A 22,374-nucleotide genomic window follows, 5' to 3' on the forward strand; every position below is an offset into this window, starting at 1 on the left:
TGACGATTAGTGCTGCAGCGGCAGGGACTGCGTGTTCTTGTTTTGAAGATCTTCCACCTGAGCAGAGTTCGTGCCGATAGAAACGATCTTGTACTTACGGGCCACAATCTCACCCTGATTCGCGAAGTACACATCATCGCCGCCCAGGAAGAACGCGTGCATACTGCCGTCCTCATCCTTCTGCGTGCCAAAGAACTTCAGGTTGATCGGCGGACACGTCGGTGGGCACGTTGGCGGTGGTGGCGGCGGCCCCGGAGGCGGTGCAGGCGGCAGCTTCACGGCCTTCACAGGACGGGCCGCAGGCACGTCCGTTGGCAACTCCACGACCGAGTTCAACGAGAAGATGTTGCGCCCCGACCCGGAGTACGCCAGCGACTCCGTACGCAGCATCGCGACCTCATCCAGAGTCGGATCGAGTCCCGCCGCGCTGCTCGCAAGCTTCGCGGCAGGAACGCCCGCAGCAGCAGCCGTCGAAGAGCTTCCACGAGGATTGCTCGACGTGGACTTCGAAGTTGTCGTGGTGCCGCGCGACGGCGTGGCCGCTACAGTCTGCGGATGCGGCTGTGGAGGCGGCGCCGACGATCCCCCGAAGAGCTCGAAGTACGCATAGCCCACGCAGAGCAACGCGACAGCTCCCAGTGCGCCGGCGGTAATTGTCTTTTTGCGGTTCTCTGCGCCACCCTTCATCGCGCACCTCCCGCACTCTTCTTGACTTCCGGCTTATCCGTCGTCTCCGGCAGTTCCTTGGTCGACTCTTCGACGTTCGGCTGGCGCAGGTACGTCGTCAACCGGATACGCAGGTTCACCTGCCCGGTCTGCTGGCCCGTGATGTTGATGCCGCCGATGACAAAGAACATGTGGTCGCGCTCAAGCGAGTTCAGGAACTGCACCACCGGGCGGTAGTCGCCAGAGATGCTCGCATCCATCTTGACCTCGGTCAGCGCATCGTTCTTGCCCGTCAGCGCAGGCTGTTGTCCGTACTGCACGCGGGTAAGACGCACGCCAGCCTTCTTCGAAAGCACGCCCAGCTCGGAAGCCACCTGTGAGTACGCGTATGGCAGACGGTCGGCATAGAAGCTGTCCGCATCCGCCGTCGACTTTACGACCTTGCTATCGAGCCCGCGAAGCGGCTGCGCAGCGATCTCGGCAGCACGATACTGCGCCTTCTCCCCGGCAAGCGCCTCGGCGTCATGCGACTTCAACGAGCCCCACACCACGAAGAAGTGCACCAGCAGATACAGAACCACGACAGCCAGTGCGGCGATCCCGGCAAAGTGCAGGTTCAACTCCGTCAGCATGGCGCGCGCCTGAGCGGTCAGACGTGGAATACGAGACATCACCGAAGAGCTGTTCGGAGGAGGAAGTGCCGGTACAGTTGAGCTCATCGAGCACCTCCCTGCTGCGGCCCGGGGCCGCCCTGTCCGTTGTACGGCGGAAGCCTCATCCCATTGCGTGGAAAGCGGCCGTCAGGCCCATGGAAGCCGCCGTTTGGCGCGTTGACGTTGGGTTGGCTGGACGGCCGAGGCGGTCCAACGAGAGCCGCTCGCGGTGCCTGCGCCGCAGGACGTGCCGGAGGAACCGCCGCTGCACGCGGCACAGGTACCACCGCTACGGGCGCGGCCACTTCGCCAAGATGCGGCTTCGGATAGCTGTAAGCCTCGTTCGGCGGCAGCGGGTTGTAGTTCGCGAGGATATCGAACTCTACGCCCGCAGGAACCGACGGATTCGCCGGACGGCCGTTCGTTCCAGCTTCCTTCGACTGCGTCGCTTCGCCGTTCAGACGAGGCTGCAGGAATCGCCGCGAACGCTCCAGGTTGCGAACCAGCAGCACGGCGCGGTCACGATCGCCGCCCACGCGAAGCCGGATCACCACGTCGCCTTCCTGCGTTACCTGAGGCTCAATCGCCGTCACCTGCACTCCGGTCGGCAGAACCTGCTCAAGGTCCATCATCACCGCGGTCCAGGAAAAGCTCTTGCGCAGGAAGAGGTTGTTCAGGAAGTGAGCACGGTCAAGCACTTCGGCGTTATCCGGCTGGCGCATCCGAGTTTCAACACGCGTACGTTCCGCCTGCGTCTTCAGCGTCGCCGCATGAACCTTGTCGATCTGTTGCTCCGCCACACTCAGCTTGCCGGAGAAGATATGCACCGCAACGCCCAGCCCCACAGCCACCAGGGCAAGCAGCGCCATGGCAATACGCAGGCGCAGAAAGAACGGGCGCAGTTCAACGTAAGGACGCGTCGCTAGATTGACTTGAATTTTCATCCGCGCAACGCTCCTACCACCCCGGCCATCCAGCCGCGCGGGATGCGCGAGGAAACAGCCTCGGCAGACACAGCTTCCGAAGAAACCAGCTCGCGAACACGCATCCCATTCGCCTCCGCCACGCCCTGCGCCTCCAGCATTCGCTGGAACGAGGACGCAGAAAGCGTACCTCCGCAAAGAATCGTGGAAGGCATCTCCGCCAGGGTGTCCTCAAAGTACGCCGCAGCCACGTTCACAGCCTGCGCCACTTCAAGCGAAAACTCACTCGGCGGCAACGCTTCCCCGGCATGGGACGAGATCGAATCGTCTGTCTCATGATGATGCGATGAAGGCTCAAGATCCGCAAAAACCGGAGGCACCGGCAGCGACGTGATGCCGTCAATATTCTGCACAGCGGACTCTTCCTGATCGAACGGTGCGTAAGGATTGCGACCATGCTCGGGCAGGGCTTCCTGCGCGGCCCACTCGGCCTGAGTATCTTCCAGCGAAACCAGCGGCAACGCCGCGAACTCTGCCGGCAGCGAAGGCTCCAGCAGCTCAGGAGCGATGTTCATCGGAACGCCTGCCGGCTCTATCTGCAGGTCCACCGTGCGATGCAGCAGCAGCAAGCCATCGCGAGTGATCGCCGTCGTTACGCTCAGTGCGCCTACGTTGACGGTCATCGTCGGCGAAGTCTCATCCAGCCCTGCCAGAGACGCCAGCGTGCTCGGCAGCACCGCCCCCGCCTCAAACCCGGCTTCGCGGGCAATATCTTCGTACTCGGCCAGCACGTCGCGCGGAATGGCAACCGCCAGCACGCGCGTAAGCTGCTTGCTGTGGCTCATCACCTGGAACGTCACCATCGCGCTGTCTGCGTCGAACGGCACCAGCTTCTTCAGGCGGAAACGCACCAGCGGCAGCGCCTCGGACAGCTTGCTGGGCAGCGAATCAAAGTCCAGCAACAACACGCGGCACGCGCCGTCCGGGATGATGACAGTGACGTCGGAGGTCCGAGTGTTCGGACGTGCGCCAACCTCTTCCATCACCTTGAGAAAGGCAGCGGCAATGGCCACACGGTCGACCAGGTTGCCCGGCTTGAGCCCCGGCGCCATCGCGCCATGCTCAAGCGGCACAGAAGCGACCGCCGAAACCGGGCCGATCGTGGCATCGGAACGCGCAGCGGTCACACCCTGCGGGGCGATTTCGCACGCCACCCGGGGACGCGTTCCTGAAGCTTTAGGTAAGAAGTTCATCGAAGCTCTGTCTAGTGTACCGGCCAACGCCTGATTTGTAGTGTTTGCTTTCGGTTGGACGCAGCCGCGCGCCAGACGTTATGCGATCCCGCAAAACTGTATTGCGCCGCCGACAAACCCAGCCCGTCGACGGCACACCACAGAACTACCTTCCCGCCTCAACAAACGTGACCTTGTTGATCTCGCGCAGCGTCGTAATACCGTCGCGAACACGCTCCAAAGCCGAGTCACGCAGGAACGCCATGCCCTTCGCTTTGGCCTTCTTTCGAATCTCCGAGCCCGGCCGCTTCTCCAGCAGCATTTCGCGGATCTCGTCGTCCAGTTCCAGCAGCTCATGGATCGCCGACCGGCCACGATATCCCGTGCCGCCGCACTCGATGCAACCCGGACCTTCCTTGAAGTCCACGTCACGCCACTCCTCAGGATTCAGACCATTTTCAATCAGCTCGTCGTCCGTGAAATGTACCGTTTGCACGCAAAATTCGCAGATCTGACGCACCAGTCGCTGCGCCAGAATGCAGTTCAGCGCCGACACAAAGTTGTAAGGCTCAACCCCCATGTTCAGGAATCGGCCCAGCACGTCGACCACATTGTTCGCATGGACCGTAGTGAACACCAGATGCCCCGTCAGCGCTGAGTTGATGGCGATCTGCGCCGTCTCCGCATCACGAATTTCGCCGACCAGAATCTTGTCCGGATCATGACGCAAAATCGAGCGCAGACCACGCGCAAACGTCAGGCCCTTCTTCTCATTCACCGGGATCTGCGTGATGCCGCGAATCTGGTACTCGACCGGGTCTTCGATCGTGATGATCTTGTCTTCTTCGCTCTTGATCTCATTCAGCGCCGCGTACAGCGTTGTCGTTTTGCCCGAACCCGTCGGCCCGGTCACGAGCACCATGCCGTACGGCTCCTTGATGTACCGGCGGAAGCGCGCGAGGTCCTTCTCCGCAAAGCCCACCACGTCCAGCGACAGCTTGGTGAACTTCTCCGACATCGACTCTTTATCCAGCACACGCAACACAGCGTTTTCGCCATGCACGGTCGGCATAATCGACACACGGAAATCGATCAGGCGGCCCTTGTAGCGCACGCGGAAACGACCATCCTGCGGCACGCGGCGCTCAGCAATATCGAGCTCGCTCATGACCTTGATACGCGACAGAATTGTCTGGTGATGCTCGCGTGCAATCGGCGCCATCGCCTGCTGCAGCACGCCATCGATGCGATACTTCACGAGCAGCGAATCATCGTAAGTTTCAAGATGGATATCCGAAGCGCGCCGCTCAAGCGCGGTGAAGATCGTCGTATCCACCAGGCGGATAATCGGCGAGATATCGTCGTCCGCGGCAAGCTTGTCGATCGCCAGCGACTCGTCCGCATTCTCGTTGTCAGAGAGCACGTCGAACGCAAGGCCTTCGCTCGCTTCGTCGAGCACGCGCTGCGACTGCTCGCTCTTCTTCAGAATGTCGGCAATCTGCGAACTCGTGGCCACACGCGTGACCACACGGGTCCCCAGCAGACCGGCGATCTCGTCCAGCACCATCAGCTTCGACGGGTCTGCAACCGCAATCGTCAGCCGCCCTTCGTGCTGCGCCAGCGGCACAAAGTTGTAGCGGAACATGATGTCTACCGGCACGCTCTTGAAGAGTTCGTGCTCGATCTTGAAGTTCTTCAGGTCGACAAACTCGGCATGGTAGCGGCGAGCGAGACGCTGCGCACGCTCCGTCTCCGAAAGCATGTCATTGGCATAGGGCTGAGCGACTGGAGGTGCAGTGGCCATACTCTTTTGGACTCCGTAGAATGCTGGCGGTCACCAGATGCAGGCGACTTCACCGGATTTGCGAATCTTACCGTCTTTTGTGATCAGCGGAAGGCCGTGCACAATCGCCGTGGCAGCAATAATGCGGTCTGCCGGATCTTTTGGGTACTTTTTCGAGAACTGCATCGAACGCCAGGCAATGCCCGGGGTAATCGGCAGCACCTGAAACACCTGCGCGCAGGCCTCCAGAAAGTCTTCTGGAGAAGGATCAACACTCACATCCTTGTCCGCAATAATCTGGGCTAGCTCCCACAAACTCTTATCCGAGATGGCGAGTCCGTCCTCTTGCCTTGCTGCCTCAATAACGCTCACCGCCGTAGCAGAAAGCAGTTCCGGAGCTTGCGCCAGCCAAAGCACGACGTGAGTATCGAGAAGGATCACCGAAGGTGCGAGGCCTCGCGCTTCGCAAACTCTTCAATCTCCTCGTCGGAGAACCGCGGCTTCAGAATGTCGCCCAGAATTTTGATCTTTCCCTTGTAAAAACCGAAGATCGGATCTTTTCCCTGCTGCGGCATCGGAATCATCTTCGCCACAGGTCGCCCCTTTTTCGTCACGATGATCGGCGTACGCTTCTGCTCCACTTCATCGAGCAGGGCGAGAAAATGCGTCTTTGCGGCAGCAGCACCAAGCGTTTTCATGCGCAACCTCCACTTCGTGACCACTTTACCATGGTCACCTGACCACTAGTTTCCGCCGCCCACGCTGTTCAGGCTGAAGATCGGCAGGTAGAGAGCGATAAGAATCACGACGACGACAACACCCATCACGATCAGGATGGCGGGCTCAATCAGGCTCATAATCGCCGCAAGCGAGGTCTGAACATCTTCCTCGAAGAACTCGGCAACCGAGTTCAGCATCTGCGGAAGCGCACCGGTAGACTCACCGACTTCGATCATTTCAATCGCAAGCTCGGGGAAAACGCCTGTATTGGCCAGGCTGAGCGAAAGCCCCTTACCTTCGCGCACCTGCTCCACGGACGTATAAACCGCCTTCTGCACGGAGCGCGAATCGATCGAACGGGCCGCCGTTTCAAGGCTTGGCACCAGCGGCAAACCGCCCTGCAGCAACGTCGAAAGCGTACGCGAGAAGAGGCCGACCTGGTACTTCAGCCACACCTGCCCCAGCAGCGGCAGCTTCACGCGCACCTTGTCGATCGTGTTTGCGCCAGAGTCGGTCTTCGTCCAGCGGACGATGCCGTAAATAATCAGCGCGACAACCGCAGCAATGTAAATGCCGTAATGCTGGGCGTACTGGCCTATCTGCAACAGCAACAGCGTCAGCGAAGGAAGCTTTGTACCAAGCTGATCGTAAAGCTGCGCAAAGCGCGGGACCACGAACGTCACCAGGAAGATGAACAGGCCGATCACCATCACAACAAGAAACGCCGGATAGATCAGCGATGCCTTCAGTTTCTTGCGGAACGACAGCGAAACTCGCTGGAAGTCCAGAAAACGCTGCAGCACTTCTTCCAGATTGCCGGAGCGTTCGCCCGCGAGCAGCGTCACCGTGTACACCAGCGGAAATCCGCCCTGCGCCTCAAAGGCCTGCGAGAGCGACTCACCCGTCTTCACACGGCCGACAACGTCTTCCAACTGCCCGCGGAAGCCCTCGTCCTTCTGCCGCTTGGAGAGCAGGTCCAGCGAACCGAGAATCGGCAGACCGGCGCGGATCAGCGTCAGGAACTGCTGATTGTAGATAAGGAAGACGTCGAGCTTGACCTTCTTCTGCTGCGAGATGCCGAGCGTCGATCGCGGCTTGACCGAGTACACCAGATACCCTGCCTGCGTGAAGCGGGCGCGCAGCTCATCGGCCGTTGCGGCGGCGTGGGTCTGTTCGAGGATGCGGCCGCGGTCATCGGCAAGTCTTACAGTGAATTCAGTCATCAGAGCTCAACGTTCAGGTGTCTTCCATCTTAGACGGGCGAAGGAGCAATCCGCTTCGTCCCGGGTTTCCGAAGTGTAAAAACGTTCTGCCCCGACCAAAGGCCGGGGCAGAATACTTCACTTCCAGAAGAGCCTAAGCAAGCTGCAGCTCGATGCTCTTGGCCGCAACGTCCAGCTTCGTGATCTTGAAACTGCGGATCTGGCCCGCTTCAACCGCCGACGACGCGCTTCCAGCCACAGGCCCACCGGTCTTCCAGCGGTCCTTCAGCATCGAGCCGAGCGCCGAAAGATCCAGCACGCCACCCGTGGGTGCCGCAGCAGCCGGAGCAGCCTGTGTCTTCAACGAAGCGATCGCACGGATGCCCTCGCCCAGCTCCACCACAGCGTTCTCGCCCGAGACGCTGACGACGCGCCCCGAAACGGTATCGCCCACCTGGCGCTCTTCCAGATACTCCGTCAGGCCCGTCGGCTGAAGCTGCTTGATGCTCAGCTTGATCTGGCGCTTTTCCGGATCGATCGCCAGCACAACAGCTTTAACGACCTCGCCCACGCGAACCGCATCCTGCGGGTGGGCAAGGCGCTTGTCGGCGACGATTTCGCTGATGTGGACGAGGCCTTCAACGCCCTCGGCCAGTTCGACAAACGCGCCGAACGTCGCCAGACGCGTCACAGGACCTTCGACCTCTGCGCCCACGGGGAACTTCAGCGGAACTTCCGACCACGGGTCGCCAAGTGCCTGCTTCAGACCCAGCGAGATACGACGCTCCGCGGTATCGATCTTCAGAATCGCCGCCTCGACCGTTTCACCAACCGTCAACAGGTCGCTGGGCTTCTTCACCTTCTTCACCCACGACATCTCAGAGACGTGGATCAGGCCTTCAATGCCCGGCTCCAGCTCCACGAACGCACCAAAGTCTGCCAGGCGCGTCACGGTTCCGGTTACGCGCTCGCCAACGGTGTACTTGCCGGGGACGGCGTCCCACGGCTCAGCCTGCAACTGCTTCAGGCCAAGCGAGATGCGATTGTTCTCCGCATCGATCTTCAACACCTTCAGGGTCAGCTCCTGGCCCACTTCGACCGCGTCCTCGGGCTTCGCAATGCGCGTCCACGAGATATCGCTTACGTGCAGCAGGCCATCCATGCCGCCGATGTCGACAAACGCGCCATAGCTCGCAAGGCTGCGCACCGTGCCCGTGACGATCTCGCCCTCGGACATCGTGGCGAACTTCGCCTGCGCCAGTTCCTTCTGCTCGGCTTCGAGGATCGCGCGGCGATCGACGACGACATCCTGCGCTTCCGTATCCAGCTTGATGATGTTGCAGGCGATCGTCTGCCCAACCAGCTTCTCCAGCTCGGCAGCATCGCGCGTGCCGGTGCGGGAAGCGGGCATAAACGCGCGCACGCCAACATCCACGCTGACGCCGCCCTTCACCACAGCCGTCACCGTTCCGGTGATCGGCGTCTTCTCTTCAAACGCCTTTACGAGCGTCGACCAATCCGTCGGCTGCACCACGCGAACACGCGAAAGCTCGTAGTAGCCCTCAGCATTGCGGCCACGAACGGAGACCAGCATCCGGTCACCCGGATTCACTTCGTCGGCATTGTTCGGGAGCGCCGCACGCGGCAGAACACCTTCCGTTTTGAAGCCGATATCCAGAAAAACACTGTCGGCATCGAGCGTCACAACGGTCGCGTCAATCTGCTTGGAGCCATCGTCAGCCTTGCGCTGGTTCGTGCGCTCAAACTCGGCAAACGCGTCGCCAAAAGACTCCGTTGTCTCTTCGACAGCGGGGGTTGCGGTGGTTTCTTCAACGAAGGGAGCGGTGGGTTCGAGGGTTTCTTCAGCCATGATGTCTCCTCTATTTTGTCATGTCCGCCGAACTCTGTAGGGCACATTCGCGGCGATAAAAACCTCCAAACTGAATGAAAATAGTCGCCATCTCGTCATTTACAAGGTCACCTCATGATGGACGTCCGTATTTCCAGTGGGCATGTATGAATGTGACGGAGTAAACTCGCGCCAAGGACAAGAAATGATCAATCCCCTAAAGAAAAAGCCCATTGTGGGCTTGGCGCTGGTGATCGCATTTGCTCTACTGACCGTCCAAGCCCACGCGGACAAGTGGGCCACTGCCACCTTCCACTCAAACAGGCCTGTTGATCAGATCTTCAAACAGACTGCAATCCTTGCGGATGGCACGAAATGGGGTTTTCGAACGACGTCCCATATCGAATCGACCAATGTACAGGAAGGTACGATTCAGGCCGCTCTAATTGCGGGAGGAGCAAAGTGGGGATGCATGTACATGTCCATTAGAGCAGAAGGAACAGGGACTTTCGGAGAAGCTGTGGTCTCGCTTCGCTCTGATGCTTGGCATAACCCCGGAACTTTCGCTGACGGACTCGTCAAGGCGCTACATAAAAGCTTCCCTGATCTGGAATACGAAGTGAAGCGTGACACAATTCCTAATGATTTTGCCTTTGGCATCTCGCAGGTGTCTTTACCGCTTGTTCCTCCAATCGCACCATTAGGCCAACCTACGCAAAGCTCGGCGACTCAACCGAGCTCAATTCAGTATTCCCTACAAGAGATCGCCAGCAGTCTTTCGCAAGGAACTTCTGTCTTGAACGTCGGAACTACAACAACGAGCCGTGCAGTCAAGCGCTTTCTAAGCGACGCAAACCTAGCGATGAATCGGTTTATGGTTGCCACAGGGAGCGAAGAAGAAAGCCAGTTTAGAAATACGGCAATGGCGGTCAATAAAGCGCGTGACGACGCATATGCAACTCTCACGAACGCTTTGCAACGGGGCATGTTCAATCAAATCACGAACGATTACATGATTACATTCGGAAAGCAGATGGCCGACCACGCGAGTCACGCATCTACCGATCCAGCCACCCAAAGCACTAGGAATCTCCATCAAGCTCTCGACGCTTGGTACGCCAACGGTAAGGACTGGACCAAGATACCGTCGGACGTGTGGAGCAAGCTCCCGGAAAGAGACAAAGGTCGGCTTAAGGACGGCATTGATCCTGAAATGGTAGCCGGACGGTAGTTAATTGATCTTGCAGGTCGCAATGCTCGCTGCAATACAGCAAAGCCCTCGCCGAAGCGAGGGCTTTTGCAAAACTAATCAAAAACTAAACGCTGAAGCTCGAACCGCAACCGCAGGTCGACTTCACCTGGGGGTTCTCGAACTTGAAGCCAGCAGCCTCAAGGGTCTCAACGTAATCCACCGTGCAGCCGTTCAGGTACATCGCGCTCGTCGCGTCGACGAAAACCTTCAGATCGCCTACGTTAACGACCTTGTCCATCATGCCGGCGCCGTTCTCAAAGCTCATCGAGTACTGGAAACCAGAGCAACCGCCGCCGACCACGCCAATGCGCAGACCTGCAGGAATCGGATCCTGGGTTGCCATAATTTCCTTCACCTTGGTGATCGCCGAGTCAGTCAAAACCACCGGGCCCTTGGCCGGTGCACCGGTCACTACTTCGGGAGCGGTCACTACTTCAGGAGTCACAGCTACAGTCGACATAAGGAAAACCTCCAAAAAACCTATCTTTGCCATTCTAGACCTGTGGCAACCGCACAGCAAGCCATTTGGCCGAACATCCTTTATCTGATGCAACGCTCCGCTCAAGGATGCAGCTCCACACAAGCTACACTGGAAATACTTATGGCATTGCTGGAGTTCCTCGCCAACGCGTTTATCAGCACTTTCGGCATCACGCAGCCCACGGAAAAGACACGCCGCCACGCGTCGTACTTTATCCTTGCGCTGCTGGCCCTGGCACTCGTGGCCGTCGGCATCGTCGGAACGCTTTTCTATCACGTGCTGCACAGCTAGACCACTCCACGCGAACGCACAGCCACTTTCATGTGGTGAACATTCCCCTGATCCTGCACGACAACTATTCGGCCAAAGAGTAGTTTGTACCCAGTAGCAGGCCCGCCTTACCTCCCGAGCCCGAAGCTGCTTCTCGGACCCGCCTGGTATCCCGGACCAGAATTCAACTTCTGGGGGAACACCATGCAAACCATGACCGTCTTCACCATCCTGTGGTGCGCTGCCCTCGCCGCCTTCGTCGCTGCGATGGTCTACCGTGCCCATCTCACCCAACACGAAACCGACGAACTCTTTCTGGACGACAACGCCGATCACTCCTTCCGCAAACAGGAGCACGACGACATCGTCCGTCGCGTCAATTTCATCCAGCCGTTCTGCCAGGGGGCCGGTGTGGTGACCGGTGCACTTACGATGCTGCTGGTGGGCGTCGAAGTCGTCCGCGCCCTGCCGTACGTTCACTTCCACTAAGACGCTCTGAATCGTTTCAAAAAGCCCGTTTGCCGCTCTGGCGAACGGGCTTTTTCCGTCCCAATACGACATTCATTTTCCGTGACATTTTTTCAGATACAGGCGTATGCTCACTGCGCTTCACGGCCCAGCCTACCTCACGCGCTGAAAACAAAAGGCGCGCCGGTATCCCGGACCAGAATTCGTTCTGTGGGGATGACTCCGATGCAAACGCTCGCACTCACGCTTTGGGGACTATCAGTGGCAGCCTTTGTTGCGCTGATGGTCTATCGCGCAAACCTTACCAATCACGAAACCGACCAGCTCTTTCTCTCCTCGGATGGCAGCACCGACTTCCGCGAACAGGAACAAACCGACATCGTTCGCCGCGTCGAACGTCTGAAGCCGTACTGCCAGGGCGCTGGAGGCGCTGCGGCCCTCACCACCATCGCTGTCGTTGGTCTCGCTGTCGCCAACGTCGTCCATCAGCTCTAAAACAAAACGCTCACTCAAACGTCGAAGGCCCGCTCCAGTGATGGAGCGGGCCTTCGGCGTTGCAACGATGCAGATTATGCGTTGTAGGTAGAGGAAGCGACGCGACCACCACGGCCGGTCCAGTTCGTGTGGAAGAACTCGCCGCGGGGCTTGTCCGTGCGCTCGTAGGTGTGAGCACCGAAGAAGTCGCGCTGCGCCTGCAGCAGGTTCGCCGGAAGCTTCTCCGAACGGTAACCGTCGTAGAACGCGAGCGCCGTCGAGAACGCCGGCGTGGGAACGCCTGCTTCAATTGCCGCCACCAGCGCTTTGCGCCAGCTTGCCTGGTACTTGTTCAGCACGCCTGCAAACCAGTCATCCATGAGCAGGTTTTCGAGGTTCGGGTTCGCGTCATACGCGTCCTTGATCTTGCCGAGGAAGGCCGAGCGGATGATGCAGCCACCACGCCACATCAGCGCAATGCCACCCATGTTCAGGTTCCAGCCCATCTCCTTGGCCGACTCACGCAGCAGCATGTAGCCCTGCGCGTAGCTGATGAGCTTCGAGCAGAACAGTGCACGACGAACGTTCTCGACGAACTCCGCCTTATCGCCAGATTGCTTTACGGTCTGCGGACCTTCCAGCACCTTCGACGCCTTCACACGCTCGTCCTTGATCGCCGACAGGCAGCGCGCAAAGACGCTCTCGCCGATCAACGTTACGGGCATACCGAGGTCGAGCGCAGAGATTGCCGTCCACTTGCCCGTGCCCTTCTGCCCTGCGGTGTCGAGGATCTTGTCTACGAGCGGCGTGCCGTCCTCATCCTTCTTCGCGAAGATGATCGAAGAGATCTCGATCAGGAAGCTGTCCAGCTCGCCCTTGTTCCACTCGGTGAAGATGTCGGCAAACTCGTCGGCCGTGATGCCGTAGCCATCGCGCAGAAGCTGGTAGGCCTCGCAGATGAGCTGCATGTCGCCGTACTCGATGCCGTTGTGCACCATCTTCACGTAGTGGCCTGCGCCACCTTCGCCAACCCAGTCGCAGCACGGGGTTCCGCCTTCCACCTTGGCGGCAATCGCCTGGAAGATAGGCTTCACCGCGGGCCACGCGGCAGGGTCGCCACCGGGCATGATCGACGGGCCGAAACGAGCACCTTCTTCGCCACCCGAAACGCCGGTGCCGATGTAATGAATGCCCTTCGCCGCAAGTTCCTTCGTGCGACGTTCGGAATCCGTGTAGAGCGAGTTGCCGCCGTCGATGACGATGTCGCCCTTTTCCAAATGCGGCAGAATCTGGTCAATCGTATCGTCGACCACCTTGCCTGCCTTCACCATGATCATCACGCGGCGCGGGCTCTTCAGCTTCGAGCACATCTCTGCAATCGAGTGCGAGCCTTCCACGGCTGTGCCCTTTGCTTCCTGCGCCAGAAACTCATCGACCTTCGAGGTCGTACGGTTGAACACGCACACCTTAAAGCCGTGGTCGTTCATGTTCAGTACGAGGTTCTGTCCCATTACGGCCAGGCCGATCAGGCCAATATCACACGTTGCTTCTGCCATCTTTGTCATCTCCCAAGGACAACGCTCCACGCTCGCACAGGACGAGTCATGAGCGCTGTCAAAGCGTTCAATTTCGGTTCGCCAAACAGGTTGGAATACCGGTATGAGCTGGAAGCCTACCTGTCAGACTGATTGTTGGGCAAGCCCCTGCGACGAAAACATCGAGCCTTCGCCAGCGAGCGACCAACCTACGCGCACGAGGGAATGGATGTAAAGCAGAAAAGACCATGCTGTTATCGATAACCGAATGAATGCATCAAATCTGCTTATGAGGCCGATAAACAGGCATCGCAACGCGATATTTCGGGGTGTTTTCAAGCTGTTGACGAACAGACTTTACGCAGACGCCGCTCGATAACGGCCCATCTCTTTCACCATGCTGCTCACGCGCCGAAGCGACTCGATAGCCGCCTCTGCAATGGCAGGCGAAGCGAAGCGGAAGTCGACGTGGAAGACATACTCCCAGGGCTTGCCGGGGACGGGGCGGGACTCGATCTTGGTGAGGTCGGCTCCGGCTGAGGCGAGGCCTTCGAGGGCCGAGACCAGCGACCCCGGCTTGTGTTCAATCGAGAAGGCAACGGTAGCCTTGTTCGCTTCGCCATCACTAGACGGAGCGTCTGCCGCACGGCGCACCAGGTGGAAGCGCGTGTGGTTTTCGCGATGGTCTTCGATGCCAGGAACCAGGATCTCCGCACCGTAGACCTCTGCCGCCAGCACAGGGGCGACAGCCGCGGTGTCGCGAAGGCCCTGCTCCATCAAATGCTTTACGCTGCCTGCGGTGTCATAGAACGAAGCAGCACGCACGCCCTTCTGCGCGGCGAGAAAGTGGCGGCACTGCGATAGAGCTACGGGGTGCGACAGGATGGTGCGAATCTCTGCAAGCTGCACGCCTGGAGCGGCGATCAGATTGTGCACGATGCGCATGGAGCTTTCGCGGTCGAGGCGCAGCGGGTTCGCCAGCAGCAGGTCATAGTGCTCCGCGACTGAGCCATGCAGGCTGTTCTCGATCGGCAGCACGGCAGCATCCACTTCACCCGCCAGCACCGCGCGCACCACGTCGGCAGAGACCTCACACGGTACGACGTCTACCTGCCCCAGCATGGCGAGCGTAGCCATGTGGCTGTTCGACCCAAACTCTCCCTGAATCGCGATTCGCTGCATCTTGTCCTGCATCATTTCTGTTTGTGTCCTCATAAACCGGCAAGAAATCCCGGTACGGGACAACCTCGCACTCTTTCTCGGCAACTTACCATAGCGAGCGCCGCTGCGCCGAATCGGTGCAAAACTCACGGCTGCCACTGCGACGCAACGCTTCATTTATTGTGCGCGATTTGAGAGGTCACATCATGCTTTGGACAATCACGATCATTCTTTTGGTTCTTTGGCTTTTGGGCTTCGTCGGCTTCCACGTTCTCGGTTCGTGGATTCACCTTCTGCTGATTCTTGCCATCATTGTGCTCATCTTCAACCTCCTGTCAGGTCGACGCGGCATCTAACGAAGTACAGACGTTTCCCGAGCGCGAAATGAATGTTCGCGCTTTCTAACAGTGTTGGGACTTCACTTGGCGTGGAGTCCCGGCATCTCCGAAAGGATAAGGGCCATGAGCATTTCTGAAACGACGTTGAAGGGCAAGTTCGATGAAGTAGCCGGCAAGGTGAAGCAGACCTTCGGCGATGCAATGAACGATCAGGAAACAGCCAACAAGGGCGCGGCTCAGGAAGTAAAAGGTCACGCGGAGCAGTCTTGGGGAGCGGTGAAGGAAGCGGCCAGCGACAAGTCCGCCGAGTTCAAGGCTCGCCACGAACCTGAAGCCCAGCAGCATGCGCACGACATTCGCGAAAAGATTACGTCCACCGCGCAGAACGTGAAGGACAGCGTCGTTCATGCCGTTAAGGGCGACGAGTACAAGAAGACAGCTTAGGCTGCTTCTACTCCTGCTACATTCTGACTTCTTACAAGACAAAAGGCCTGCCAAATCGGCAGGCCATTTGTCTTGCGCTTACCTTAGCGGCGAACAAAGACATCGATCGCCACGCCCAGGAAGAACACCACCGAGATGATTCCGTTGAGCGTGAAGAACGCTGCGTTCATGCGGCGCAGATCGTTCGGCGAAATGATGGCGTGCTCATAGGCCAGCAGAACAATCACCAAAGCATCTCCAACGAGCGCAATCGGCCCAAGCCCAAAGCTATGCCACAGGAGGAAGAGCAGGACAGCCATACCGAGATGCATGACGCGTGCGATCCAGAACGCTCCGCGCAGGCCGAAGGCTGCGGGTACGCTGTTCAAACCAACCTTTACATCATGCTCGTAATCCTGGCAGGCGTAGAGCACATCAAAGCCACCCACCCACAGGAGAACGATGCCCGTAAGCAAAATGATGCGCGGGTCCAGTGAGCCGCGCACAGCGATCCACGCGGCAGCAGGCGCGATGCCCAGTGCCAGACCGAGCACGAGATGCGACCAGCGCGTAATACGCTTCATGTAGCTGTAGGCCAGCACCACCAGCAACGCAACCGGCGATAGCAGCAGCGTCAGGTGATTGAGCATCGCGGCACCAAGAACAAAGAGCGCCGCGGCCACGATTGTGAAGGCAAGCACAAAGCTGCGCGAGAGTTGTCCCGCGGGAATGGCGCGAATCTTTGTCCGCGGATTCAGAGCATCGATGTCAGCATCCGCCCAGCGATTGAAGCCCATCGCCGCCGAACGAGCCATCACCATGCACCAGACAATCCAGACGAGTACATGCCAACTGGGCCAACCGCCAGCCGCCAGAACTGTAGCCGTAAGAGCGAACGGAAGAGCAAAGATCGAGTGCTCCCACTTGATCATCTCCAGCGTCGTGCGCGTATTGCGAAGAACGGATTCCATCGCTACTTATTCTAGTCCTGCCCGGTCTCAGCTACTCCCTCTGACCTGCGACCGCGATCTGATTCTTGACGCTGAAGACACCCGGAACGCTGTTGGCACGGATCCCCGCGACCTCGCGATCCCCCTTCGTGTCGACGACCCCATAGAGCGTCACATGGCCGCCTTCCACCGAAATGCGAATGGGACGGGCCGGGTTCAACGCATAGCGGTTGAGTTGCGGAGCACCGTACACAGCTCTCCCCACGTCAACACGAATACGGTTGTCGTTGGGCGAAAGCTGCTGCACATGAATGTGGTCCACGAGACCACGCACGCCGGGTTCGTCCTTGACGATATTGAGCGCCGAGTCTTTGTCGACCGGTTGCACGACGCTGCCGTCAACCGTGACGACACCGTCCTTCACACCAACGGCGAAGACATTGAACATCTGCGTACCGTAGCCGTTGCGGTCGTAAAGCAGCTTCTGCGAGATCTTCTGAAAGAGCTGCTCATCGGGGACACGAGCACCACCAACGGTGAGATTGTTCGCCACGCCGCTTACGCCATGAACCTTCGCCGCTTTCTTCGCCGCGTCCTCGAGGTCGTAGTAGCGAGCAACCTGTCCGTTGAGCGTGACGACGCCACCCTGCGTGCTGACCTGCACCTCGCCAAATCGCTTATTGCTGAGGGCCTTGTGTACCTGGGTGTCGAGAGCCTGGTCGCTTGCGCTTTGCGCGCGCGAGGTTGCGGCTCCGAAGCCTGTAACGGCAACCATTGCGAGAACGAGAACGTGCTTCCGTAGCGTAGTCATCTGAATACAGCTCTCCAATAGATTGCTCAGCGAAGGCTACTTATACCGCTTGCGAATCTTGTACACAATCGAAAATACGCCGGATTCATCGCGCGTTGCGACCAGAGAGCGGTTCTCGTCGATTTGATACTGCACCTGGATCAACTGCTGCGCGCTCTGATTGACGTTCGTAGCAAACGTCAGCGTGAGCTGCTTTGTCAGCGGCTCTTCGACCGTGATACGTGCCGCGGAGTTACCAAGCGTGCCCACAAACGCAGGATCGATCTTCACCGAGCCTCCACCGAAGAGCTTGTTGACGCGGCTGGAGACGGTCGCGTTCAGCGCTCCGCCGAGTAGAGCACTGGTCGTTGGATCGGCACCGGCCTGTTGCTGCTGCTGCGTATTCAGTGCCGCATCTTCCTGCGTGCGTCCCAACGCGAGCAGGCTGAAAATATCCTGCTGCGTAAGCGGCGGCGAAGAGCGATACGTCGGCGTGAAGTTACTGCTGGTTCCATGAACGCCGATGGTGATGTCGTAATTCTTCACCCGCGTCGAAACATCGAGATCGATCATGGGATCGATACGAACAGGGTTCGAGAAGTAAATGGTGCCGCGCTCAAGCTGATACTTCGTGCCAGCGTAAACAGCAGAACCATCCGTGACGGTGATGCGTCCCAGCACGCTGGGAACAGCGGCCGTGCCGCGCAGGTTGAGATCGACCGAGCCAGCCAGCTTCGCATACGAGTTTTGGAAGTCCAACTGAGGAGAGCTCGTAACATGCACGTCAAACCGTATCTTGTTGAGCGGCGACGTCGGGTCAGGAGGAAGTTGCACTCCGCCCGATCCAGCGAACGCTGCGAAGTCAACATCGGCGCCGACACCGAAGCGCGTAATCAGCACATCGCCGCGCAGCATCAAGCCGTTCGGACCACCTTGCAGGTGCAGCTTTGCGTTCGCCGTTGCACTCAGCCCCGCGTAGCGAACACGCACCGCGTCCGCCTGCGCGGTCATGTCTGCAAAGAAGCCCTTCTGGTACAGGATGGAGCCGCCAAGAGTGATCTTGCCGCCACCACTCATGCCTGTCAGCTGCTGCACATCGAGGCGACCTTCGTTGAAGATCATCGTGCCGTTGAGCTGACTCAGACCGTTCGGAATGCCAACCATCGCGGCGTTTACGTTGTCGAACTTCACCGTGCCCGAGAGCCCAGGCTTCTTCATGCGTCCGTCAGCCGCAACCTGGAACGTCACCTTGCCGGAGGTAATAAAGTCTGCATCGAGCAGATGAACGATACCTACGTTGAGATTGCCGCTTGCCTTCGCGTTGATCAGGCCGCCGTTCGGGTCACTGTCGCCAAACAATGTGGCGCTACCCGAGGCCTGCAGATCGGTATCCGGGCCCACGATGTGGAAGCTGCTCAGCGACACCGCTCCCTTGCTCAGTGAGGCGCGAATCGGTTCTGCAGCTTTCAGCTCCACGCCCTGCACGTTCGCACTGAACTGTGAGAACTCCACAGAGCCAACGAGCATCTTTGGATTCTTCGCTGGGCCTGAAACAGTAACGACGCCATCGATCTTGGACGTGGCCTTGACGCTACCCGGTGAGAACGTGGCGATCACATTCGCCGCATCCAGATTCGTAAGCGTCAGCTTCGCACTTGTCTGGTAATCCCCCAGCAAGGAGGTGGTTCCATTGGCGAGAATTTGCGAGCCTAGAGGGCTAGCCTTCAGGTTGTACGTAACCGTTGAGCCAGAACTGTGCGCCGTCGCGGTCAGATCACCCACCTGCTTGCCTGCGACAGAGACGTTCGCAACCTGCAGATTCGCATCGAGGTTCGGCTCTGTTGCCGTACCGTCCGCCGTCAGCCGGAAGCTCACAACGCCGTCAACACTGGCGTTTGCGTGCTGTACGGTATCGAGCTTCGACAACGTAATCTTGTTGCCAACCAGATAGGCCTTGACGTGGTGCGAGGCGAGGTTATATCCACCAGTGCCAATCACCTGCATGTCATGCGCCTGCACGGTCAGCCGTGTTGCATCTATCTCCTGGCCGTTCAACGCAAAATCAATATCGACCTTCTGGAAGTTCTCTCCGTAAGCCACACCATTGGTAACGTCGACATTGCCCGAGCCATGAAAGTCATTGATGCGGCCGCTCGCATGAGCCGTCACGTTGATCTTGCCGGTTACAGGAACATTGGTCTTCTGCCCCGCGATATCCAGCAGGTCCGCCATCTGCGCATCCGCCAGCTTCACCGAAGCATCCACATCCATCTGGCTATCCCAGTTGTAGTCAACGACACCGCGACGCGAAACAACCTTGTGGGGATACATCTTGCCCGTCACATTGAGAAGCGCAGTCCCGCGACGAATCGTGGAGGACGCAACCGCAAGACCTGAGTTCGGCGAGTACTCCGCATCGGCAACAACGGAGTCAATATGGACATCAGCCTGCGAGCCCATCTTGATAGCCAGATTGTCAGAGTCCAAGTGGCCTTTTACATCGAGGTTGCGAACAGCGCCGCGCGCTGTTCCGTTGAAGTTCAGCGTGCCATGCAGAACGACAGGGATGGCCGCGCTTCCCTTCTTCCCATTCGCTTCCAACCCCAGCGTCCGGAAGAGCTGATCGAACTCTCCTAGATCACGCGCGGCTACATCCACGCGCAGGTTTGTCAAAGGATCCCCTGCACTCACCCCCAGCACGCCATCGGCATCAATCGTCGTCTCAGGCGTCTGCATATTCAGAGCCTTGATGCGCACAACCTCCGTGCCGCCGTCGTAGTGACCATCGACATAGCCACTAAGAGGGATGTTTGACGGATAGCCGCGGCTCTGCCGTCCAGTCGGTTTGAACGCCAGCTTGGCCTCCACTTGCACCGAGTCGGAGATGTTCTTAACAGGACCGCCCCACTCTACGTTCACGGGGCCATTGATCGACGTATCGAAACCGAGATCGCCATAGTGCTCCGGCGCTGTAATCTCCATGATCGTGCGCAGCGAGATATCCGAAACCTCGACCGTGAGATACGCATGGGCATGGTTCACCGGCTTGTTGGTGATCGCAAGCGACTGCACCGGAGGCCTCGCGTTGATGCCCTTCGCCGCCGTGTTCGCTGCTTGAGCGGCTGCTACCGTTGTCGCAGAGGATGCAGGAGCATCGCTTGGGACTTCACCCAGCCAGTTGTTGATCTTAAGATCACCCGCAATGCGACCGCCTCCCGGCAGCGTGGTGGTGATGCTGGTGAAGAGCAGCTGCGTTGGCGTCACGCGTAGTTGCGCTGCCAGGCCCGCGTCGTGCACGCGCACGTTCGGAATGCGGTACGTCACACCCTTTGCCGTCACATCACCGGCAAGCAGGTAGCCCGCCTTGCAATCCGGGTCAGGAGGAAGCATCTTCACATCGGCAGGAAGTGGCTTCTTATTGTGGTGCTGCCAGAAGTGCGGCTTCTGCTGCGCGACCACCGGCTCCACAACGCAGTTGCGGCCATGCACATCGAGGTTCGCGACACCTGCATAGAACCCATCGAGGTTTGCCAGATAGCCAAGCTGCTTCAACTCCACGCCGCCGCTGAGGTCAACCTGCCACTCCGGCTTGGCAAAGTTCTTCAGCTCTGCGCTTGCTTTCAGGTGCGTCTTCTCGCCCGTCTCAAAGTCAAACGAGTCCAGCGACATCATGTCGCGACCAATTTGAGCCGTCAGATGCAGCTTGGAAGAGACCTCCGGCTGCGGCCCCATCTTCGTCCGCAGGTCCGCAAGATCGAGCGTGGCGCCGTAGCGGTCCGTCGCACTGAGGTAGTGAACCTCAGCATTTAATTTCTGCGCGCTCAGGTCGAATGGAATGGCTTTGTCATTGAGAACAGCAAGCCCTTGTGTGACCTCAACCTTTTCAGCTTGCAGATCAAGCAGCGTGTCCTGCACGGGTTCCGTGCTCGTGGAAGGCTTGCGCGGGATAGGCTGATTTGTATTGCCGTCCTTGTCGATGATGAGGTGGAACTTAGGCTGCTCCACCCGAAGAAGGTTCAGACCGACGTGAGACTGAGGCCCTTTGCCCACCGTGTGCGAGAGGAAGGTATTGATCTTCAGGCGGACAAAAATCTTGTTCGCAGAAAGATACGGAAGCTCACCGGCTGCTTCCTTGCCGTGAATCACAAGCCCATCGACTTCGATCGCAAGATGCCAGAGGCTGAAGCCAAGGTGACCAACCTCCACCCGTCCACCTGTGGAGTCTTCAAGGACCGAGCTCACCTCTTTGCCTACCCGGCGCTGAAAGTCGGCGGTGCTGGTATACCAGTTCAACCCCACCAACAGGATCACGAGCAAGGCAACGATGGAAACCGCGCTCCAGGCAATAAACCGCAGCAGTCGGCGTAGCCGTGTCGGAGGCACAGGAGAGGGTGATTCTGTAGTAGTCGGCGTCGTCGTCAAATCGCTCATGGCGCGGTTTCCCCTGGATGCAGCACCACTACCTGGCCTTGCGCACGCAGGCTCTTCAGCCAATCCGAGAGCAGGTTAGACACCTGTTGCTCCAACAGCACTTCTTCAATGCGGTCATGCACCACAGCCAGCGCTGGCGGCGTTCCACCGCGCTTACTGTACTGCGGAACAAACGTCTTCTCGTAATAGCTTTGGATCTCTGTGTCGGTAATGCGAATGCCCTGCTTGAAGCGCTGCTCAATGAAGGCGAGCACCTGCAAACGTTGCTTCCAGCGCATATTGAACACTTCTTCCGTGAAGCCTAGGCCAGCCAGTACTTGCCGCCATTTTGCGTCGGTATCACAGCGTCCGTCCTTGCACGCGGGAACACTCTTCCGCAGGTCAACAAGGCTCTTCTGAAACTCGGAATCGCTCGTGTCATCGTCAGACTGTTGACGCACCTGCTGCAGAATAAGATCGCGATTGATCAGCCGCGTAATAATCCGCTCGCGCGTGAAGTTACCCGCATCGCGCACGGGAGTAATCTCCGCAAACCGTCGTTCTTCATCGACATCCGAGTCGAGCACAAGATCGTTGTTCACAATCGCTACGACGCGGTCAATCGTCGTGCCTGTAGCAGCAGGAGCTTGCGACGCATCCGGGCTCGGAGCCGGTTTCGCTTGAGGCGCGGCAGAACTCTGCGCGATCGCCGGCCAGCTCAGGGCAAGCATCATGGCAACCAGCGGACACCACGCTGGCCTGCAGATCCCGTGCTGGATAGATACAAGTTTCAT

At 58.7% G+C, this 22,374-nt stretch carries 22 protein-coding genes; 6 read left to right on the top strand and 16 right to left on the bottom strand.

Features of this window, described 5'->3' with window-relative positions:
* Positions 1-6 precede the first annotated feature (6 nt).
* The 9 genes from PW792_12675 to PW792_12715 all read right to left on the bottom strand — a co-directional run bounded on the left by PW792_12675 (position 7) and on the right by PW792_12715 (position 9,049).
* On the bottom strand, positions 7-687 hold the full coding sequence (locus PW792_12675; protein ID MDE1162786.1) for a hypothetical protein: 681 nt from the start codon (positions 685-687) through the stop codon (positions 7-9).
* Positions 684-1,385, bottom strand: a complete 702-nt coding sequence (locus tag PW792_12680; GenBank protein ID MDE1162787.1) for a GspMb/PilO family protein — start codon at positions 1,383-1,385, stop codon at positions 684-686. The genes PW792_12675 and PW792_12680 overlap by 4 nt, the downstream gene beginning before the upstream one ends.
* Positions 1,382-2,263, bottom strand: a complete 882-nt coding sequence (locus PW792_12685; GenBank protein ID MDE1162788.1) for a PilN domain-containing protein — start codon at positions 2,261-2,263, stop codon at positions 1,382-1,384. The genes PW792_12680 and PW792_12685 overlap by 4 nt, the downstream gene beginning before the upstream one ends.
* The gene (locus tag PW792_12690; protein ID MDE1162789.1) at positions 2,260-3,495 is read right to left on the bottom strand and encodes a hypothetical protein; all 1,236 of its coding nucleotides are present in this window, start codon (positions 3,493-3,495) and stop codon (positions 2,260-2,262) included. Before PW792_12690 ends, PW792_12685 begins: the two co-directional genes overlap by 4 nt.
* Positions 3,496-3,640: 145 nt before the next feature.
* A complete protein-coding gene (locus tag PW792_12695) occupies positions 3,641-5,278 on the bottom strand; it encodes a GspE/PulE family protein (GenBank protein ID MDE1162790.1) in 1,638 nt (545 codons plus the stop codon).
* A 30-nt stretch (positions 5,279-5,308) separates the two neighbouring features.
* Entirely contained in the window at positions 5,309-5,698 is a 390-nt protein-coding gene (locus tag PW792_12700) for a type II toxin-antitoxin system VapC family toxin (GenBank protein MDE1162791.1), read from the bottom strand.
* A complete protein-coding gene (locus tag PW792_12705; protein MDE1162792.1) occupies positions 5,695-5,955 on the bottom strand; it encodes a type II toxin-antitoxin system Phd/YefM family antitoxin in 261 nt (86 codons plus the stop codon). The genes PW792_12700 and PW792_12705 overlap by 4 nt, the downstream gene beginning before the upstream one ends.
* A 45-nt stretch (positions 5,956-6,000) precedes the next feature.
* The gene (locus tag PW792_12710; GenBank protein MDE1162793.1) at positions 6,001-7,200 is read right to left on the bottom strand and encodes a type II secretion system F family protein; all 1,200 of its coding nucleotides are present in this window, start codon (positions 7,198-7,200) and stop codon (positions 6,001-6,003) included.
* Between the two features lie 133 nt (positions 7,201-7,333).
* Positions 7,334-9,049 (bottom strand): 30S ribosomal protein S1, encoded by a 1,716-nt coding sequence (locus PW792_12715; protein ID MDE1162794.1) that lies wholly within the window; start codon positions 9,047-9,049, stop codon positions 7,334-7,336.
* Positions 9,050-9,233: 184 nt separating this feature from the next.
* On the opposite strand from PW792_12715, the gene PW792_12720 reads away from it, so the two are divergent.
* The gene (locus PW792_12720; GenBank protein ID MDE1162795.1) at positions 9,234-10,259 is read left to right on the top strand and encodes a hypothetical protein; all 1,026 of its coding nucleotides are present in this window, start codon (positions 9,234-9,236) and stop codon (positions 10,257-10,259) included.
* Positions 10,260-10,344: 85 nt separating this feature from the next.
* Here PW792_12720 and PW792_12725 read toward each other — a convergent pair whose 3' ends face one another.
* The gene (locus PW792_12725; GenBank protein MDE1162796.1) at positions 10,345-10,740 is read right to left on the bottom strand and encodes an iron-sulfur cluster assembly accessory protein; all 396 of its coding nucleotides are present in this window, start codon (positions 10,738-10,740) and stop codon (positions 10,345-10,347) included.
* Positions 10,741-10,881: 141 nt separating this feature from the next.
* Between PW792_12725 and PW792_12730 the strand changes: the two genes are divergently transcribed.
* From PW792_12730 to PW792_12740, 3 genes are all read left to right on the top strand, one after another.
* Complete coding sequence (locus PW792_12730) at positions 10,882-11,052, top strand: hypothetical protein (GenBank protein MDE1162797.1); 171 nt, start codon at positions 10,882-10,884, stop codon at positions 11,050-11,052.
* A gap of 183 nt (positions 11,053-11,235) precedes the next feature.
* On the top strand, positions 11,236-11,520 hold the full coding sequence (locus PW792_12735; protein ID MDE1162798.1) for a hypothetical protein: 285 nt from the start codon (positions 11,236-11,238) through the stop codon (positions 11,518-11,520).
* 195 nt (positions 11,521-11,715) lie between these two features.
* Positions 11,716-11,994 carry a hypothetical protein gene (locus PW792_12740; protein MDE1162799.1) on the top strand — a complete coding sequence of 93 codons (279 nt, stop codon included), beginning with the start codon at positions 11,716-11,718 and terminating at the stop codon, positions 11,992-11,994.
* A 74-nt stretch (positions 11,995-12,068) separates the two neighbouring features.
* Here PW792_12740 and gnd read toward each other — a convergent pair whose 3' ends face one another.
* Positions 12,069-13,529 carry a decarboxylating NADP(+)-dependent phosphogluconate dehydrogenase gene (gene gnd / locus PW792_12745; GenBank protein ID MDE1162800.1) on the bottom strand — a complete coding sequence of 487 codons (1,461 nt, stop codon included), beginning with the start codon at positions 13,527-13,529 and terminating at the stop codon, positions 12,069-12,071.
* Between the two features lie 336 nt (positions 13,530-13,865).
* On the bottom strand, positions 13,866-14,723 hold the full coding sequence (locus PW792_12750) for a prephenate dehydratase domain-containing protein (protein ID MDE1162801.1): 858 nt from the start codon (positions 14,721-14,723) through the stop codon (positions 13,866-13,868).
* Positions 14,724-14,875: 152 nt separating this feature from the next.
* On the opposite strand from PW792_12750, the gene PW792_12755 reads away from it, so the two are divergent.
* A complete protein-coding gene (locus tag PW792_12755) occupies positions 14,876-15,025 on the top strand; it encodes a lmo0937 family membrane protein (protein MDE1162802.1) in 150 nt (49 codons plus the stop codon).
* Positions 15,026-15,130: 105 nt separating this feature from the next.
* The gene (locus PW792_12760; protein ID MDE1162803.1) at positions 15,131-15,451 is read left to right on the top strand and encodes a CsbD family protein; all 321 of its coding nucleotides are present in this window, start codon (positions 15,131-15,133) and stop codon (positions 15,449-15,451) included.
* Positions 15,452-15,534: 83 nt separating this feature from the next.
* Here PW792_12760 and ubiA read toward each other — a convergent pair whose 3' ends face one another.
* From ubiA to PW792_12780, 4 genes are read right to left on the bottom strand one after another with little or no spacing between them, the layout of a single operon-like run.
* Positions 15,535-16,401 (bottom strand): putative 4-hydroxybenzoate polyprenyltransferase, encoded by an 867-nt coding sequence (gene ubiA / locus PW792_12765; GenBank protein MDE1162804.1) that lies wholly within the window; start codon positions 16,399-16,401, stop codon positions 15,535-15,537.
* Positions 16,402-16,432: 31 nt separating this feature from the next.
* Complete coding sequence (locus PW792_12770) at positions 16,433-17,191, bottom strand: BON domain-containing protein (GenBank protein ID MDE1162805.1); 759 nt, start codon at positions 17,189-17,191, stop codon at positions 16,433-16,435.
* A 36-nt stretch (positions 17,192-17,227) separates the two neighbouring features.
* Positions 17,228-21,601 (bottom strand): translocation/assembly module TamB domain-containing protein, encoded by a 4,374-nt coding sequence (locus PW792_12775; protein ID MDE1162806.1) that lies wholly within the window; start codon positions 21,599-21,601, stop codon positions 17,228-17,230.
* The gene (locus PW792_12780; GenBank protein MDE1162807.1) at positions 21,598-22,374 is read right to left on the bottom strand and encodes a peptidylprolyl isomerase; all 777 of its coding nucleotides are present in this window, start codon (positions 22,372-22,374) and stop codon (positions 21,598-21,600) included. The genes PW792_12775 and PW792_12780 overlap by 4 nt, the downstream gene beginning before the upstream one ends.

The sequence above is a fragment of the Acidobacteriaceae bacterium genome (genome assembly GCA_028283655.1).
Classification (GTDB): Bacteria; Acidobacteriota; Terriglobia; order Terriglobales; family Acidobacteriaceae; genus Granulicella.

Coding starts and splice junctions, on each gene's coding strand:
- PW792_12675 (MDE1162786.1), bottom strand. CDS start 687: ATGAAGGGTGGCGCAGAGAACCGCAAAAAGACAATTACCGCCGGCGCA.
- PW792_12680 (MDE1162787.1), bottom strand. CDS start 1,385: ATGAGCTCAACTGTACCGGCACTTCCTCCTCCGAACAGCTCTTCGGTG.
- PW792_12685 (MDE1162788.1), bottom strand. CDS start 2,263: ATGAAAATTCAAGTCAATCTAGCGACGCGTCCTTACGTTGAACTGCGC.
- PW792_12690 (MDE1162789.1), bottom strand. CDS start 3,495: ATGAACTTCTTACCTAAAGCTTCAGGAACGCGTCCCCGGGTGGCGTGC.
- PW792_12695 (MDE1162790.1), bottom strand. CDS start 5,278: ATGGCCACTGCACCTCCAGTCGCTCAGCCCTATGCCAATGACATGCTT.
- PW792_12705 (MDE1162792.1), bottom strand. CDS start 5,955: ATGAAAACGCTTGGTGCTGCTGCCGCAAAGACGCATTTTCTCGCCCTG.
- PW792_12710 (MDE1162793.1), bottom strand. CDS start 7,200: ATGACTGAATTCACTGTAAGACTTGCCGATGACCGCGGCCGCATCCTC.
- PW792_12715 (MDE1162794.1), bottom strand. CDS start 9,049: ATGGCTGAAGAAACCCTCGAACCCACCGCTCCCTTCGTTGAAGAAACC.
- PW792_12720 (MDE1162795.1), top strand. CDS start 9,234: ATGATCAATCCCCTAAAGAAAAAGCCCATTGTGGGCTTGGCGCTGGTG.
- PW792_12725 (MDE1162796.1), bottom strand. CDS start 10,740: ATGTCGACTGTAGCTGTGACTCCTGAAGTAGTGACCGCTCCCGAAGTA.
- PW792_12730 (MDE1162797.1), top strand. CDS start 10,882: ATGGCATTGCTGGAGTTCCTCGCCAACGCGTTTATCAGCACTTTCGGC.
- PW792_12735 (MDE1162798.1), top strand. CDS start 11,236: ATGCAAACCATGACCGTCTTCACCATCCTGTGGTGCGCTGCCCTCGCC.
- PW792_12740 (MDE1162799.1), top strand. CDS start 11,716: ATGACTCCGATGCAAACGCTCGCACTCACGCTTTGGGGACTATCAGTG.
- gnd (MDE1162800.1), bottom strand. CDS start 13,529: ATGGCAGAAGCAACGTGTGATATTGGCCTGATCGGCCTGGCCGTAATG.
- PW792_12750 (MDE1162801.1), bottom strand. CDS start 14,723: ATGAGGACACAAACAGAAATGATGCAGGACAAGATGCAGCGAATCGCG.
- PW792_12755 (MDE1162802.1), top strand. CDS start 14,876: ATGCTTTGGACAATCACGATCATTCTTTTGGTTCTTTGGCTTTTGGGC.
- PW792_12760 (MDE1162803.1), top strand. CDS start 15,131: ATGAGCATTTCTGAAACGACGTTGAAGGGCAAGTTCGATGAAGTAGCC.
- ubiA (MDE1162804.1), bottom strand. CDS start 16,401: ATGGAATCCGTTCTTCGCAATACGCGCACGACGCTGGAGATGATCAAG.
- PW792_12770 (MDE1162805.1), bottom strand. CDS start 17,191: ATGACTACGCTACGGAAGCACGTTCTCGTTCTCGCAATGGTTGCCGTT.
- PW792_12775 (MDE1162806.1), bottom strand. CDS start 21,601: ATGAGCGATTTGACGACGACGCCGACTACTACAGAATCACCCTCTCCT.
- PW792_12780 (MDE1162807.1), bottom strand. CDS start 22,374: ATGAAACTTGTATCTATCCAGCACGGGATCTGCAGGCCAGCGTGGTGT.